Raw genomic sequence first — 15714 nt, 5'->3', positions numbered from 1 at the left:
TTCGTATCGGCCCGATTTTCCGCATGAGATAAACTACAGGGCAAGTAAACACGGGGAATTGCTCTGTCGCGCTTGCCAACGGGCGATTACTGGAGAACAAGACCATGGCCTGGACAATAGATCTCAATTGCGACATGGGCGAAAGCTTTGGCGCATGGACCATGGGGCATGATGCAGAAGTATTGCCTCACGTTACATCCGCCAATATTGCCTGTGGATTTCATGCGGGCGACCCCGCCATTATGCGTACGACAGTCGCCGCAGCGCTAAAGCATGGTGTTGCGCTTGGTGCGCATCCCGGCCTGGCGGATCTGGCGGGTTTTGGGCGTCGCAATCTCAGCTTACGGCCCGATGAAGCCTACGATATTGTGGTTGTCCAGGTCGGCGCCCTGGCGGCGGTGGCTGCCAGTCAGGGCGCCAGGTTGCATCATGTCAAGGCGCACGGCGCACTGTATAACATGGCCGCCAAAGACAAGGCGCTTGCCGCCGCGATTGCGCAGGCTGTTCATGACGTCGATCCATCATTGATACTGTATGCGCTGGCAGCCAGTGTTCAGGTCGAAGCAGGGCGTGCCGCGGGCCTTGCCGTTGCGCAGGAGGTATTCGCAGATCGCAGTTACCAGCAAGATGGCAGCCTGACTCCGCGCACGCAGCCCGGTGCAATGATAGAAGACGTTGACGAGTCTGTTCGCCAGGTATTGCGCATGGTAACGGAAGGGCGGGTAAAGACAATGCAAGGTGACGACATCGAAGTCAACCCGGACACGCTCTGTATACACGGTGATCAACCGGGCGCTGTGGATTTTGCTCGCACCCTAAGACGAGCGCTTGCAGAAGCAGGCGTGGAGGTCAAGACAGTTGGTGGATAACTGCTTGCTGTGCTCAGCCGGAGCACAGGCAAGGGTGGCGGACGGCATGGCCAGCCTTCGGCGGCTATTGTTTACGCCGTATCAGTGCGTGAACCGCCATGCCGAACACCAGCCCCCAGAAGGCGCTGCCTACGCCAAGGATGGTGACACCTGATGTGGTGCATAAAAACGTAACCAGTGCCGCCTCGCGGCCATTTGCGTCTTCCAGGGCTGCGCTCAAGCTGTTGCCAATGGTGCCGATCAAGGCCAGACCCGCGATAGCGGCAATCAACTCGGAAGGAAAGGCTGCGAACAGGGCGACGACCGCCGCCCCGAATATACCTGTGAGCAGGTAGAACATCCCCGCCCATACAGATGCTTTGTAGCGCTGTGCGGGATCGGCATCAGCGTCGCGACTCATGCAGATGGCTGCCGTAATGGCAGCCAGATTAAAGGCGAACCCGCCGAACGGCGCCAGCACCACACCGAGGGCGCCCGTCCAGCCAATAAGCGGAGAGGCGGGTGTCTGATATCCATTTGCGCGCAATACAGCAAGACCTGGGACGTTCTGCGATGTCATGGTGACAATGAATAAGGGAATGCCCACGCCGATCATGGCGGATAGGGAAAACTCCGGCTTCATGAACACAGGCATTGCGGGCGCCCACGACAGTTGCTCAAGATGGAGCAGGCCAAGCAGCCCTGCGCTGACAATGCCGGTCGCCAGAGCCAGAGGTACGGTATAGCGAGGCAACATGACGCGCCCCACCAGGAACGTGGCGAACATAATGAGTACCAATGTGAGTTGGGTCTGCATGGCGGAGAACAAGTCCATGCCAAAGCGCAGCAGGATACCTGCCAGCATCGCGGCTGCAATGTGCCGCGGCATATATTGCATCAGCTTCTGAAACCAGCCGGTTATGCCACTGAGCAGAATCAGTACCGAGGAAAACAGGAATACGCCCGTGGCTTGACCCATGGTGAGCCCAGTGAGGCTGGTGGCAAGCAGCGCAGCGCCCGGCGTAGACCACGCTGTCAGGACGGGGCTGCGGTAGCGAAGCGAGAGGCCTATGCAGCTAAGTCCCATTCCTATGCCAAGCGCCCACATCCATGAATTCAGTTGCGATGGTGTTGCGCCGGCCGCATTGGCCGCCTGGAAAATAATAGCGACAGAACTTGAGTAGCCAACCAGCACCGCGATGAAGCCGGCAGAAATGTGCGAAATCTTTAACCAGTTGCTCACGTGAGTTCCGATTCTTCTGGCAATTATCGAGAGGGGGCTATCCTAGCACGGACATGTTTGTCCTTGTTTGAAAAAAGGGAATGTGATGTTATAACATTACGTTTTTGTAAATTGTGTTCAAACAAGGGGAAGCAAGTGCTTATCAAAGTAAATGCATTGACGGCCGCTCTGGCTTTTGCCTTTGGTGCTGGCGGAGTCGCCCACGCGGCGTCGTCGCCTGATGCCAGCGCAGTCACCAGGCTTGAAACCATCACGATTAATGCCTATCCGCTTTCCGCGACGCCTTCCACGTTGAGCGTACCCGTGGAAACGCTGGATGGTTCTGCGCTGGTCGTCGCGCGTGAGGCCACGCTGGGCGCCACGCTGTCCAGCCTGCCAGGTGTGCATGCAGATACTTTTGGGGCAGGTGCCAGCCGCCCCGCGATACGCGGGCAAACAGCGCCACGCGTCAAAGTACTTTCCGGCGGATCAGAACTGATGGACGCTTCCGGTGTATCTCCCGATCATGCCATCACCAGCGAGCCCATGCTGGCGCAGCGAATCGAAGTCCTTCGCGGCCCATCTACATTGCTGTATGGCGGGGGGGCCATAGGCGGTGTTGTCAATGTCGTCGACAATAAAATACCTCAGGCCATTCCAGAAAAGGGTGTGGAGGGGTTTGCCGAGGTTCGTGGCGCAACGGGCTCACGTGAGCGCGCCGGCGCCGTCGGAGTCACGGCTGGCGAAGGCAATGTGGCGGTGCATGTCGAAGGCGTCAAGCGGCGCTCAGGCGATTATCGTGTTCCGGGATGGACACACAGCCGTGTAGCTGGTTCCTACGAAGAAGGCAACACGGGCAGCGTCGGGATTTCATGGATAGGCAGCCGCGGTTATACAGGCATTGCCTACACCCAGACACACAGCAAATATGGCCTGCCTGGACACAGTCACGAATACGAAGGTTGCCATCCGCATGGCACACATCTGCATTGCGGCGGTCACGATCATGACGACGAGCACGACGAGCATGATCATCATGATCACGCGCATGGCGATCACGATCATGATGATCATGCCGTTCCATTTGTCCGTCTGGATTCCCGCCGCCTGGATCTGCGCAGCGAGTATCGCGATCCATTCGCCGGATTCAGCAACGTCAGGTTCCGTGGCGGATATACAGACTACAAACATGACGAAATAGAAGGCACAACGGTCGCCACAACGTTCAAGAACCGTGGCTACGACGCCAGGCTCGAACTGGAACATCGTCCTGTTGCGGGTTGGCACGGCGTGCTGGGTCTGCAAAGTGCGCGCAGTACGTTCAGTGCCCTGGGTGAAGAGCGTTTTGTGCCCAAAACGGTTACCCGCAGCAACGGTATATTTTTGCTCGAGCAATACCATCTGGACGATTGGCGTTTTGAACTGGGCGCGCGGCAAGATTGGCAAAATGTCAGCCCAGATTCGTCTCAGCCCGCTTCCCGATTGCGCGGCACGTCCTTCTCCGCAGGCGCGGTGTGGGACTTTGCGCCTCAGTATGCGTTGGCAGTGTCGCTCTCACGCTCGCAGCGCCTGCCAAGCGCCCAGGAACTCTATGCCAATGGCCTGCATATGGCTACCAATACGTACGAGCTGGGCAACCCAGGCCTGGCGGCAGAAACCTCCCGTAATATCGATCTCACCCTGCGCAAGCAGGAGGGCGATGCAAGGTTTTCATTAACAGTCTTTCATAATCGCATCAAAAACTACATCTTTGCCAATACACTGGATCGTTACGAAGATTTCCGCCTCATTGAATACACACAGCGCAACGCACGGTTCACTGGGGTCGAAGGTGAAGCCAGCTACCGTTTCAATCGACATCTGACAGCTGGCGTGTTCGGCGATCTGGTGCATGGCAAATTGTTCAGTGGTGCAGATCTGCCGCGCATTCCCGCTGCCCGGGCGGGTGTCAGGGTCAATACGCGCTGGAATCAATGGACTGGCAATATCGAAGCCTATCGTGTATTTCGCCAGAATCGCGTTGCTGATTTCGAGGCCGAAACCTCTGCCTACAACATGGTCAATCTAGGCTTGGGCTACGACGGTACCTTAGGGGCCATGGATTATTCGATTTATCTGCGCGCGACCAATTTGCTCAACACACTTGCCTACAACCACGCTTCATTTGTCTCTCGAGCGGCACCGTTGCCGGGCCGCCGGGTGATGCTTGGCATGCGCATGGAATACTGATACGGCTCTATTGCCGCGCGGCCTCCAGGAACATTACTTGCTGATGCAATCCGAAATCCATTGACTTATCAATTTTGATTGCAATGCATCCTGGAGGTCAATCATGCGGAGTATCCGGCGCAGTATCACGCTTACCGTCTTGGCTGTAGTGTGCCTCGTTTTTGGGGTAGCTCTGCTGATCGGAGGCATCTGGTTGGCAGCGCTCGGAGGGTCGTGGTATTACCTTCTCGCCGGGATGGCGCTCATGTTCACGGGCGGTTTGCTCTATCAGCGCCGTGTGTGGGCATTGTGGTTATACGCAGCGCTTGTATTGGCGACGCTGATATGGGCGCTATGGGAAACAGGGCTGGACTGGTGGCCTTTGGCGGCACGCGGCAATGTGCTGTTCGTCTTGGGATTGCTGCTTCTGACGCCGTGGGTATTGCGTCCGTTGCTGACAGACAGGTCGCAGGATCCGGATGCAGTGACGGGATTCCTGTCTGCCGAATGGCGAGCCCGTTCCCCACTTGTCGTGGCGCTTGGGCTCTTTCTTTTAGTGTCCGTTATCTCGTGGTTTGTGGATCCCCATCGTATCGATGGCGAGTTGCCGGGTCCCCGGGCCGAGGTCGCTTCTACTGCTGGCACGATGACAGGCGGCGAGTGGTACGCATATGGTCGCACCGGGGCAGGGCAGCGCTATTCGCCGCTCACACAGATTACGCCTGATAATGTGGGCAAGCTTGAGGTTGCCTGGCATTTTCATACAGGTGATACACAGCGTACCGAAACAGATCCTGTAGAGACCACCTTTGAGGTAACGCCTCTCAAGATCGGTGAGCGTCTGTATCTGTGCACACCCCATCAGTCTGTCATAGCGCTTGATGCCACCACAGGTAAAGAAATATGGCGCTATAACACCAAGATTCAGGGCGAATTGGCTTTGCAGCACTTGACCTGCCGCGGCCTATCGTATTTTGAGGGTGCGCCCCGGTTCGTAGAGCCAGGTTATTCGGATCAGTCCGGCACCGGGGGCGATGCCATGACGCCCCTGCAACCAGCGCCTGCCTCCAAAGGGCAGCCTATTGCGGCGCAGAATGGGCCGGTTTCAACTGAATGTCGCAGCATGTTGTTCATGCCGACGGCCGACGGTCGCATCATCGCCCTGAATCCCGACGATGGTGCGATATGCAAGGATTTTGGCGGGGGCACGGGTCAAATCAACCTGTGGGCCAATATGCCGAATGTACGACCGGGAGGCTATTATTCGACCTCGCCCGTGGTGGTGACACGTTCGTTGATTATCGTTGGCGGTACCGTGCTGGACAATGCTTCGACCAAAGAAACCTCCGGCGTGATTCGTGCTTATGATGCACATACCGGTGGCCTGGTCTGGAACTGGGATGCCGGCAATCCCGATGCAACCGCGCCGCTGGCGCCTGACCAAACCTACACCGCCAATTCTCCCAACAGTTGGTCGATATCCAGTGTCGACGAGAAACTGGGGCTTGTCTATGTGCCCATGGGCAATGTACCGCCGGATCAATGGGGAGCCGACCGCAGTGATTACGATGAGCAGTACTCATCCTCGGTCGTGGCCTTAGATGTCAATACCGGTAAGGTCCGATGGGTCTTCCAGACGGTGCACCATGATTTATGGGATTACGACGTACCAGCACAGCCCAGTCTGATTGATTTGAGCATTAACGGTAAAACTGTTCCAGCGCTGGTGCAGGCGACCAAGCAGGGCGAGCTGTTTGTGCTGGACCGCCGCACCGGCGTACCACTGCTGCCGGTAACCGAAAAAGCCGCGCCACAGGCTGGCGAAGAGGGAGAAACATTGGCGCCCACGCAGCCAGTGTCAGCACTTTCCTTTGATCCGCCTCCTCTGACCGGCGCCGATATGTGGGGCGCAACCCTGTTCGATCAAATGGCTTGTCGCATTGCGCTCAAGCGCCTGAACTACGAAGGAAGGTTTACGCCACCCTCCACGCAGGGAACCTTGGTGTATCCCGGAAATTTCGGTGTATTCAACTGGGGAGGGATTGCTGTTGATCCTCAGCGTCAGGTGGCCTTTACAACGCCTGCCTACCTGGCTTTTGTTTCGCGTCTTGTGCCACGGCAAGATGACGAAACGATGTACGTTCAAGGCGGCACACCGCCCAAGGGGAGCTTGCCCGCGCTGAACGAAAATTTTGGCGCGCCTTATGCGGTGCAACTGCATCCATTTCTTTCGCTGCTGGGACTTCCGTGCCAAGCGCCACCGTGGGGGTACGTCGCGGGAGCGGACCTGACGACAGGCAAGATCGCATGGAAGCACAAGAACGGTACCGTTCGGGATAGTTCACCGCTGCCCTTGGGGTTCCGCATGGGCGTACCATCGCTGGGCGGGCCGATCATGACTGCCGGCGGCGTAGCCTTCTTGTCAGGCACCTTGGACAACTACGTGCGGGCCTACAACGTCACTACGGGCAAGCAGGTGTGGGAAAGCCGGCTGCCAGCCGGTGGGCAGGCAACGCCCATGACCTACACGGGTCAGGATGGTCGCCAGTATCTGCTGGTGGTAGCGGGAGGCCATGGTTCGCTGGGAACAAAAATAGGCGATGATGTCATCGCCTACGCATTGCCCGTAAAGTAAACAAGGGAAACATCAGGCGGGCCCTTCGTCTGCCTGATGCGCGCCCCTCATGCTTCGCGTCATGCAGGCATTTCGGTCAGGCAACTGCCACGGGAATGCCCATGCGCAGAAAGATCAGTTGGCCTACCGGGATGTCATAGAGCGCCCTCGTGCTGGATAAGGCGCTCTTTGTACGTGGGCTCCCGGTGTCAAGCCAGTAAACAAGTCCGAGAATCAGAAAAAGCCCCACGGCCAACCCGTACAGCATGAAAGGAATGAAGTCATAAAACATGCCAGTGCTCCTGAGGAGTAGCGTTTCTTGAGTTATTGATACGCTAGGTAGCAAATAGCGTGCCTGCGCCGTGGCTGTCAGCTTGCGGACTCTACGCTAAAGGCCCCCTCATTCTTGTGCGGCGCCGGCCGACGATTCTGTATCTGGCATCCTTTCGTCTAGGCAGGTTTTCCGTGTTTATGTAATAATTGCTGGCTATCAAGCTGCTGTGCAGCAGCCTGATTCGCCCCTCTAGCTCATGCCTGGTTAGAGCAGCGGACTCATAATCCGTTGGTGCGCAGTTCGACTCTGCGGGGGGGCACCAGAATTACTTAGTAAAATCAAGACATTAAAGCCGCGATTCACGCGGCTTTTTCTTTGTCAGTCTGCTGATGTGACCAAAACATGACAGTTCTTGCGTGACTGGCTAGGTGCGGGGGCGAGAGGTGCGCGTATGTCTGGACCATTTGCCGTGTGGGTGGTTGAATCGGCTCATGCCGTTCTAGACTGAGCGACGAGACTGATGAGGGCTGGTTTTTTTTGCATGCAAATCAGATTTGGCGGAACTCTCTGAAAAGTTTTGGTTTTTATCGGAATTTCTTTCTTGTAGCAACTGCTCAATGATGGCCTCTTGGAGTGTTTCTAATGCGACCTGCGCTTCGTACATGTATGCTGTTAATCAATTAAAAAGGCGCCTCTGTCCGTGACGAGTACAACAATCGGCATTGATGATGAGGCGCAGGTACGCGGCTTGCTTCGAAGTACAGTGCGGCGCGATGGTGCGCCGGATTAACCCGACAGGTGGCACATGAGCAAGCAGAAAGACCCCGTCCCGGCTGAGAAACCTACGGCCATTTCACCGCGCAAGCCCGATACGCGGCCCAATATCTCGACGGCCGATGATGTCAACGTGGACGAGGACAATGCGATTGAAAGTCCGAAAGAAAGCCTGACCGCCACTAAACCCGAAGATTCAAAGCGCTAAGGTAATTCGTCGCGGGTCCGCAAGTGTGGCAGCGCGAACCAACAAACCGTTGTGGCTGCCAGCCTTTTGGTCCTTGCGTCGGAGTCGACGACGCAAGTTCAACTGGATCTGAGCATTCGTGGCGGAGTACCAGGAATATGTACCGTTGAGCGGAGAGATTGCTCACGTGCTGGCAACGTAGAGGTTTGCAGGCCGGCGCGCGCAAGGCGTACTGCAGTGATTCTTCATCGGCTGATTGGCATCAGTTGGGGAGGATGCCGTGGGCACTCAATAAGGCAGACTAGGAAATCTTTCGCGTAGCCGGCGAAGAATATATTGTCGTTCGTCTGCTCGCTTTTTGTTGCGTACCTTCTCATCAGGTGAAAGGGGTGGAGAAGGACGACTGTTCTTATCTGCTGTCTGCAGTCCACGCGGCTCGAATGGTTCAATTCGATGAAATCTAGTCATAGTGATCTCCATGCGTTCGGCCTGGAGGCACAGCGACGTGAGAATGTCGGAGAAGGATGCCTCGGTGAGCCTCACTTGTTTGGCAACAAGTTATACAGGCCGTACGCTGTTGAGCGTGCAATTGGGCAGGGCTCTGGGAGAAAGCGTCATACGCGGCGGGGAGCCCTGAGCGTGTTAGCGCGTTGATGTAGTTTTCAGTATGGACTGGTTATGGAACTAAAGCTAGTCATGCTTGATATTCAGTCAGCGCCAGAGCGAAAGGACAGTCCACGCTCAGCGGGCTGGGTTTTTGTAAACCCTTACACCTTGCTTCCAGGATTTTGATTGCCGGCAGTCTCCTGCTCGGATTCTCCATTTTCCGGTTGGTTCCGCGTACGCGGTTCGCGATTGGGGTCGTGTGGACCAGGGTGTACTTGATCGTGGTCGTAGGGACCGACAATTTTTCCGACTGCCTTGAAAGGATTTTTGGCTTTAGGCGGTGTGGGAGGGCTGTCGTGGTCGGGCATTCTATTCTCCTGGAACGAAAGTATGGTCAGGCGTCTGTTGCCGTAGCGCAAGTCGGGCCTTTTTGCGGCATGCCGACCAGCTAAGCGTTCAGGCATTGTTGCTTTCGCCATAACAACTTTCGCTATAACAATTTACATGAAAGGGAGTTCATGACCAGCAAGCAGCGCGCCTGGCGGCGCGCAGCAACAAGCCTGTTTGCCGTTGACGGAGGGTTCGACGAATATTGGCACGCAATCGAATATGAGCGGTGTGGCCACAGCGGGTGAGTAGGTGGCTGGCCCATGCAACACGGACTGTGTGGTGGTGACATAGTGCGGGATTGTTTCCCGGGGATGAGCCCCGGCAACCATGCTGTAGTGCTGTGCGTCCCGGTGATACACTCGTCCCCAAATCAGTAACGTGACAAGCGTTACAAAAAAAATGCGTCATAACGGGAGGAACGCTCATGCTTGCATACAGACCACGGTTGTCGCAAGTGCTTGCCGTGCTATTGGCACTATCGTCGGTCACGGTGCAGGCGTCCCCGGACAGCATTTTCATCAATGCCAAGGTGTACACCGCGGATGAAGTTCAGCCTTTTGCGCAAGCATTTGCGGTAGAGCAAGGGCGTATCGTGGCGATTGGTCGTCAAGAGGAGGTGCTGGCGCGCAAAGGGGCGGGCACGCATGTCGTGGATCTCGAAGGCAAGCGGGTTTTGCCGGGATTGATCGACGCCCATACGCATGCGGTGATTGCCGGGCTTGCCGCGCAGTCGCCAAATCTGAATGACACGGAACTGGACATTGAAACGGTGAGGCAGCGAGCGCAGGCCTGGCTGAAAGCGGATCAGTACGGAGCGGAACGACCCCTGGTTGTTTTTGGCGTGAACCCGAGTACATTGGACAACCCCCAGGCGCTCAGTGAGGCGTTCGACACTGATGTGTGGGCATCGCAGCCCTTGCTGCTGATGGGCTCCGATTTGCACACAGGTTGGGCCAACCGGGCAATGCGTGCCAAGGCGAGCATTGACGCCCGGTACGTACAGGATCTTGCCAAGCACCTGCGGCACGCGATAGGCGTCGGCAGCGATGGCGAACCCAATGGCATTCTCATCGATGCGGGTATAGATCAGGTCACCCTGCAATTGCCCAAGCCGGATACACGCACCTTGTTGGAGGCAGGCAGGTTCGCGGTGCAAACCTACAATCGTTATGGCGTCACCGCCTGGATGGATGCGGCGGCCAACGCAGGCCCGGGCGAGGCATTATTCTCGCGTCGGGCACGCAGTACTGGCACAGGTATTCTCCCCGCGTACCGCGAATTGGCTCAAGCCGGCGCGCTGACAGCACATGTTGCGGCCTTGCTGGTTGCGAGCCCGCAGAGCGACACGGCCGATCTTGATGACTTGGCCTCCGTGCGCGAGCAATTTCTCGGTATTCCTAATTTGACGTTGCCGGGCATCAAGATCTTTGCCGATGGCGTTTTGGAGTATCCCGCGCAAAGCGCGGCCTTGCTGGGCAAGTACCGCAATTCCGGCAAGCAGGGAGCGTTGCTGCTGCAAACCGAAGGCTGGCGCGCACTCGTGGACGCGGCGGACGCACGCGGCTTGCTGGTGCACATCCATGCGCTGGGCGATCGCGCGGTGCAGGAGTCCCTTGATGCCTTTGAGGTTGCGCGAACAAAGCGCGAGAGCGGTATCCGCCATTCCATCACGCATCTTCAGTTGGTGGATGACAGGGATTATCCGCGTTTCGAGCGGCTGGGCGTTATCGCCGTGATGCAATTGCACTGGGCAGAATTAGACAACTACTTGCTTGACCTGGTGAAGCCTTACATCAGTGAAGCGGAATTCATGCGCCAGTACCCCGCCAAGTCTTTGCAGGACCACGGTGCCGTCATTGCAGGCGCCAGCGACTGGCCAATTTCCACACCGAACCCCTGGGAGGCTATGCATCGCGCGATGACGCGCCAGGGCCCTGGAGGAGGACTGAATGCGGCCGAACGTATGGATAGAGCCGACATGCTACTGGCCTATACTCGCCACGCCGCGCAGGCCATCGGCCTGGAGAGCCAAATCGGCTCACTGGTGGAAGGGAAGTTGGCGGACTTCATCGTTGTTGACCGCGATGTGCTGGATGTCGATGTTGAGTCTTTGAAGGATACCCAGGTACTGGCGACCTATTTTGCCGGCCGCAAGGTCTATGGCGTACGGTGAATCGGCGGTCAGTGCTGCGCATCGCCTGAGGCAACCCGTGGCCAAACCTGGAAAGCAAATCATGACCGACACCGCAGCGTTTGATCTTCTTGGCAGCGAGCCGGGGCGAGGTACGCGTTTTGGCGGAAAGGGTTTTCTCTCTGGCTGCGGGTGGGTATCCCATTTAGAATCAAATGCTGATCATCAGCGAATATAAACAGGCAGTTTCAGGAACGCGCGCTCTATGGCGTACGGTGCCGTGTCGATAAGTCCAAAATCATCAGGCTGTCAGACAAATGTTGCGTCATGTCTGGCAGCCCGCATCAACGGACATTGGGGAGTGGACATGATCATTCCTTCGGGAGAGCAGCACGGATTCGCCCATTGCGAAGGTGACGTGCGCTACGTAGACGCTAAAAGGGGATTACTGGGCTGGCGTGAGTGGGTGGTGATTGTATCGGCACTGATAATTGTCATTGGCGTCGCTGCCACGCTGTCGCCTGGATTTCGTGGATTTGTTGCCAGTGGTGTAACGGCTGCGTGGGTGCAGGCGATAGGATCAATCGGCGCCATTTTGGCCGCGATCGGCGTAGCGCATCACCAAGCGGCAATGAGTGAGCGCAAAGTAGAGGCCCAACGAAAACATGATGCCGACACCAAGCGAGCGCAGGATCAGAGGGTACTAAAATCGATTCACGCTGAGCTTGAGTCTTATTTGAGCAAAAGGCTTGTCACCTTCGAACACCTGCTTGACCCTCTGACGGAAGGGAAGCGTCTTCCCGATATACCCTTGAGCAGCCATGGCTTCCAAGTGTATAGACGGAGCATGTATCAACTGGCGTTGCTTGAGGATTCAGCACTGGGCCAGTCCATACACGATATTTATGCGGATATAGAAACGTTCCGGATGAATGTGGCGCTCTACGTTCAATATCGCCTGGACTACATTGAAGCCTATCAGGCTAATGAGGGCCGCTATGAGGCCACCAGCTATCTTGCAGTCAAGGCTGCTGATCACGCACTCACAAGGCAGGCGCAGGAGGTCGCGACGCAGTATGCAGGGTTGAAAGCCGATCTTGAGTTGCTGTTATCCCTGCTGGCGGTGAATATTTCGACCGAAGTGGCGATACAGGCCAAAGCACTTAATTCCGGCATAGGGATAAAGAGCGAAAACGATAGCCAATCGTAATGGATTCCACTATACTTCGCGTGTAGTACGTAAGATTTGAGCTTAGTGTTTTTTGCCTCTGCAGGTACGCCTTCGCAGAGGCTTTTTCTTTTGTGCAGGGGCACTTGCAGACACTCCGCCTGGCGAGCGCTTGCTTTGAGCTCCTTAGGGCGGACCAAAGCTGCCGGACTTTCTTCTGATGGTTACATAGACTGCAAAAACGGTGAATGCCAAGGCCAGCAGAATATGCGTGATGTCTCGGTCCGCATCAACAAGAAACTCCTGGACCGCAAATAGCACGATTCCGAAATCCGCACTCCAGATGTAGGCCAGGGGAATCAACACAACATGCCTGGTGTGAAGTGTCAGTGTCACGATAATCAAAGCGATACCGTAGACGCCCAATATAAGCGCCGCCTCCATATCTCTTCCTTATATTCCAGCATGCCGTATTTGCTCTTGCGTTATTGCACCGGCTGCCTGCTCCTATCGTATCACTGGTGAATCCGCAATGCATACGTCGCCTTTGGGACTTTAATACACGGATTTCTCGCCGTTCGGGCGCCGCTTGAATCGGCGATGCACCCAGTAATACTGGTCTGGCATGCGTCTGATCTGGGCCTCCAGGAAACGATTCATTTCGCGCGCATCTGCCGCGACGTCATTCGACGGGAAGTTTGCCAGCGGTTCAAAAATACGCAGCCGATACCCCTGGTATCCGTCACGCACTTCGGCAACGAAGGGCACGACTCTGGCGCCACTGAGCGCGGCCAGACGTGAAACAGACGTCAATGTGCAGGCTTGCACACCAAAAAATGAGACGAATACCGAATCGCGCAATCCAAAATCCATGTCTGCGGCGAGCATGATGGGTTTTCCGGATCGCAGTATCCTTAGGGTGTTTCGCGCGCTACTGTGGCGCGGCACCATTTCAGTTCCGAAGCGCGCCCTCTGGCGGTGGGCGATGCCATTGGTTGTCTGGTCTGACATCGGGCTATAGAGCGAAGCCACAGGGTGCAACGTGGAGTAATACATGCATACAGCTTCGATGGCAGCGAAATGAAATCCCAGGAAAATTGTAGGCTGCTCATAGGTATCCTGCAGAGGAATGGCACTGTGTAGTTCGGTCAGAGCCGTCAATCGCGCCGCACTGCCGTACCATTGCAGGCCACGTTCCAGATAGCTGCGGATGACTTGCTGAAAAATCTGTTTGCCAAGCAATTGGCGTTGTAGATCGGTTTGGTCAGGAAAACACAGCTTCAGATTTGTTTGCACGATGCGTCGACGTTTGCCGGGCATACAATGAAGCAGGGATCCGAGTTGCTCCCCCAGCCAGGCCACGAATGAATAGGGAAGTGCGCACAGCAGGCGGAGTAGCCCTGTGGTAATGAGGTGCTGGATGTGGGAGTTCAAATAGGCTCGATATCAGGCAAGAAGAAAAGGGCGCCGCACGATAAGTAAAAAGTGCGCTGCATGATAGTAAAAGCGTCGCATGATGGTAAAAAGCGCATCGCATGATAATGCAAACCAGAGTAACACGGGCCGTTTAATCTACAACCCTGTTGGGGAAGGAGCCGCCTGGGCCCGGATCTGCGACGAGGGAAAAAATCTAGGGTTTTCCCTGTTTGATAATCAAATGATTATGGTGCTTTTTCAAATGCTTGGAAGCAGAATCTGTCCTAAGATATGGGTTCTGCGGCCATTATCAACCGCAGTTAGCCCCTGAGGGTCTTGTCGCCGCCTCAGGGGCTTTTCTTTGGCCAGAGCTTTTAGCGCTGTGCGAGAGTAAACTGACATGCGGAGATGGGGTTCCTCCACATAACCGCCATGCTGGCTGATGACTCCTATTTGACAGATGACGGCGTCTGCGGAAAGCTGCGGCCTTTGCCTGCCGATATTTTGTTCGGCAACGCCTGTCAACCATGGCATGAGGGCCTGATGGGGTATCTACTTGTTTTTCTGGGCGCCGGAATTGGCGGCATGGCGCGCCATGCCATGAATACTGCCTTCGCAAGACTGGCGAGTCTGGGAGGTTTTCCATACGGAACCATGTCGATCAATATCATCGGGTCTATCCTCATGGGTGTCCTAGTCGAATATGTGGCGCAAAAGGGCGGGATGTCACGTCAGTTTCAGTTGTTTCTGGCGACCGGTGTGCTCGGGGGATTCACGACGTTTTCGGCATTTTCCCTGGAAGCCATGACGCTGATGCATCGGGGGCAGTTTATTTATGCGGCGGCATATGTGCTCGTATCGGTCCTGTGTTCGATTGCTGGTATGGGATTGGCAATGGCGGTAATGAGAATGGGCGCGTAAATTGCTGTAGGCCGCGAATATCTCCCAGTTCGCAAACAGGCAGATTTAACGTAGAATCAGGGTAATTACTAAGGGGGTGCGACATGAACCAATTGCTTGTTCCTCTGCTTGTGGTGACCGCCGCTACGCTAGGCGCTGGCGCGCTTTTTCTATTGGTGCTTATGGCCGTGGCAGGTGCCGAGCCAGCACAGCGCAAGGCCTGGCGCGCCTGGCTGCATCGCATAGTTTGCAAAATTTCGTTCGACTGCTTTGGCCGAGGCCATGGGATCAGCCGGTCCTGAGTTCCCGGCACCTATTCATGCTTGTATGCGGCGCAACGTTTTTACAGATGGTCCCCTTGATTCGGGACGATCAGTTGAGACGTTGCGCTCTTTGGGTGCCCGCATGGCGCCGAAACCGGCGCAGCCAGGAGCAGCGTAATCATGGTTTACCTTGGGTAAGCGCTATTGCGGACAGCGGCACCGGCAGCATATGATGCAATCGGCACCGCTGTGGTGCAGGAGAGCGTAGTGAAAATTGTAAAAACAGATGAAAAAGCAGATCCCGTCATTGGCGCCTTGCGCACTCAGTTTCCGGGGCAGCCGGAGGTGCAGGTCGACGAGTCTGGAAAAATCACGGTACGTGTCTCCGCCTATATTCCCGACAATGGCGAACATATCAAGCATCAAGTCGTGCTGAGCGGTGGGGAAATAGAACGAATACTGGACTGCCTGGCCCACCCGCAGGATGCTGAGGCCGCGCGCGCGGTAGCAAAAGTCATGAGTGCTAATCTCAAGAGCCTGATTCGGCTTACCGCACTTGGCGCAGGTACCCAGGACCTCGATTGAGGCAACGCATTATTGATGCAATGCTGGTGTAGGGATGATGGTATGCGACAGCTTCTGGCATTCGTTACACTAGGCGTTTGCCATCATGCTGGATAAGGGTATTCAATGGGCGGGCATCGCGACGCATC

Annotated in this window: 14 protein-coding genes, 1 tRNA gene and 1 riboswitch; of the genes, 10 read left to right on the top strand and 5 right to left on the bottom strand. The window is 56.0% G+C overall.

What is annotated here, in order from left to right:
• The first annotated feature begins 104 nt into the window (after positions 1 to 104).
• Positions 105 to 869, top strand: coding sequence for a LamB/YcsF family protein (locus ERE07_RS15305; protein WP_130009905.1), 765 nt, complete (start codon positions 105 to 107; stop codon positions 867 to 869).
• Positions 870 to 933: 64 nt separating this feature from the next.
• Here the strand turns inward: ERE07_RS15305 and ERE07_RS15300 are convergent, their stop codons facing one another.
• Positions 934 to 2091 (bottom strand): benzoate/H(+) symporter BenE family transporter, encoded by a 1158-nt coding sequence (locus ERE07_RS15300; protein ID WP_130009904.1) that lies wholly within the window; start codon positions 2089 to 2091, stop codon positions 934 to 936.
• Positions 2092 to 2226: 135 nt separating this feature from the next.
• Between ERE07_RS15300 and ERE07_RS15295 the strand changes: the two genes are divergently transcribed.
• Entirely contained in the window at positions 2227 to 4299 is a 2073-nt protein-coding gene (locus ERE07_RS15295) for a TonB-dependent receptor domain-containing protein (RefSeq protein ID WP_245153742.1), read from the top strand.
• A 103-nt stretch (positions 4300 to 4402) separates the two neighbouring features.
• A complete protein-coding gene (locus ERE07_RS15290; protein ID WP_130009903.1) occupies positions 4403 to 6913 on the top strand; it encodes a glucose/quinate/shikimate family membrane-bound PQQ-dependent dehydrogenase in 2511 nt (836 codons plus the stop codon).
• A 76-nt stretch (positions 6914 to 6989) separates the two neighbouring features.
• Here ERE07_RS15290 and ERE07_RS15285 read toward each other — a convergent pair whose 3' ends face one another.
• Complete coding sequence (locus ERE07_RS15285; protein WP_130009902.1) at positions 6990 to 7184, bottom strand: hypothetical protein; 195 nt, start codon at positions 7182 to 7184, stop codon at positions 6990 to 6992.
• A gap of 225 nt (positions 7185 to 7409) precedes the next feature.
• Between ERE07_RS15285 and ERE07_RS15280 the strand changes: the two genes are divergently transcribed.
• Positions 7410 to 7488: transfer RNA gene (locus tag ERE07_RS15280), tRNA-Ile, on the top strand.
• A gap of 483 nt (positions 7489 to 7971) precedes the next feature.
• Entirely contained in the window at positions 7972 to 8148 is a 177-nt protein-coding gene (locus tag ERE07_RS21735; RefSeq protein ID WP_167670925.1) for a hypothetical protein, read from the top strand.
• A gap of 746 nt (positions 8149 to 8894) precedes the next feature.
• On the opposite strand, the gene ERE07_RS15275 is transcribed toward ERE07_RS21735, so the two are convergent.
• The gene (locus tag ERE07_RS15275; protein WP_130009901.1) at positions 8895 to 9101 is read right to left on the bottom strand and encodes a hypothetical protein; all 207 of its coding nucleotides are present in this window, start codon (positions 9099 to 9101) and stop codon (positions 8895 to 8897) included.
• A 446-nt stretch (positions 9102 to 9547) separates the two neighbouring features.
• Here ERE07_RS15275 and ERE07_RS15270 point away from each other — a divergent pair, with 446 nt between their 5' ends.
• On the top strand, positions 9548 to 11296 hold the full coding sequence (locus ERE07_RS15270) for an amidohydrolase (RefSeq protein WP_130009900.1): 1749 nt from the start codon (positions 9548 to 9550) through the stop codon (positions 11294 to 11296).
• A 325-nt stretch (positions 11297 to 11621) separates the two neighbouring features.
• A complete protein-coding gene (locus ERE07_RS15265) occupies positions 11622 to 12464 on the top strand; it encodes a hypothetical protein (RefSeq protein ID WP_130009899.1) in 843 nt (280 codons plus the stop codon).
• Between the two features lie 144 nt (positions 12465 to 12608).
• Here the strand turns inward: ERE07_RS15265 and ERE07_RS15260 are convergent, their stop codons facing one another.
• Both ERE07_RS15260 and ERE07_RS15255 read right to left on the bottom strand, forming a co-directional pair.
• Positions 12609 to 12866: a hypothetical protein gene (locus tag ERE07_RS15260; RefSeq protein WP_130009898.1), complete on the bottom strand. Its 258-nt coding sequence runs from the start codon at positions 12864 to 12866 to the stop codon at positions 12609 to 12611.
• Positions 12867 to 12977: 111 nt separating this feature from the next.
• Entirely contained in the window at positions 12978 to 13856 is an 879-nt protein-coding gene (locus tag ERE07_RS15255; protein WP_130009897.1) for a lipid A biosynthesis lauroyl acyltransferase, read from the bottom strand.
• A gap of 377 nt (positions 13857 to 14233) precedes the next feature.
• A riboswitch (Fluoride riboswitch) is annotated at positions 14234 to 14297 on the top strand.
• Positions 14298 to 14342: 45 nt separating this feature from the next.
• Between ERE07_RS15255 and crcB the strand changes: the two genes are divergently transcribed.
• The 3 genes from crcB (at position 14343) to ERE07_RS15240 (ending at position 15586) form a co-directional block, all read left to right on the top strand.
• A complete protein-coding gene (crcB, locus tag ERE07_RS15250; protein ID WP_209021157.1) occupies positions 14343 to 14759 on the top strand; it encodes a fluoride efflux transporter CrcB in 417 nt (138 codons plus the stop codon).
• A gap of 83 nt (positions 14760 to 14842) precedes the next feature.
• The gene (locus ERE07_RS15245; RefSeq protein WP_130009896.1) at positions 14843 to 15040 is read left to right on the top strand and encodes a hypothetical protein; all 198 of its coding nucleotides are present in this window, start codon (positions 14843 to 14845) and stop codon (positions 15038 to 15040) included.
• A 228-nt stretch (positions 15041 to 15268) separates the two neighbouring features.
• A complete protein-coding gene (locus tag ERE07_RS15240) occupies positions 15269 to 15586 on the top strand; it encodes a hypothetical protein (protein ID WP_130009895.1) in 318 nt (105 codons plus the stop codon).
• Positions 15587 to 15714: the final 128 nt, after the last annotated feature.

Source organism: Allopusillimonas ginsengisoli (assembly GCF_004153455.1).
Lineage (GTDB): Bacteria > Pseudomonadota > Gammaproteobacteria > Burkholderiales > Burkholderiaceae_B > Allopusillimonas > Allopusillimonas ginsengisoli.
This window is presented reverse-complemented; position numbering and strand designations above follow the sequence as displayed.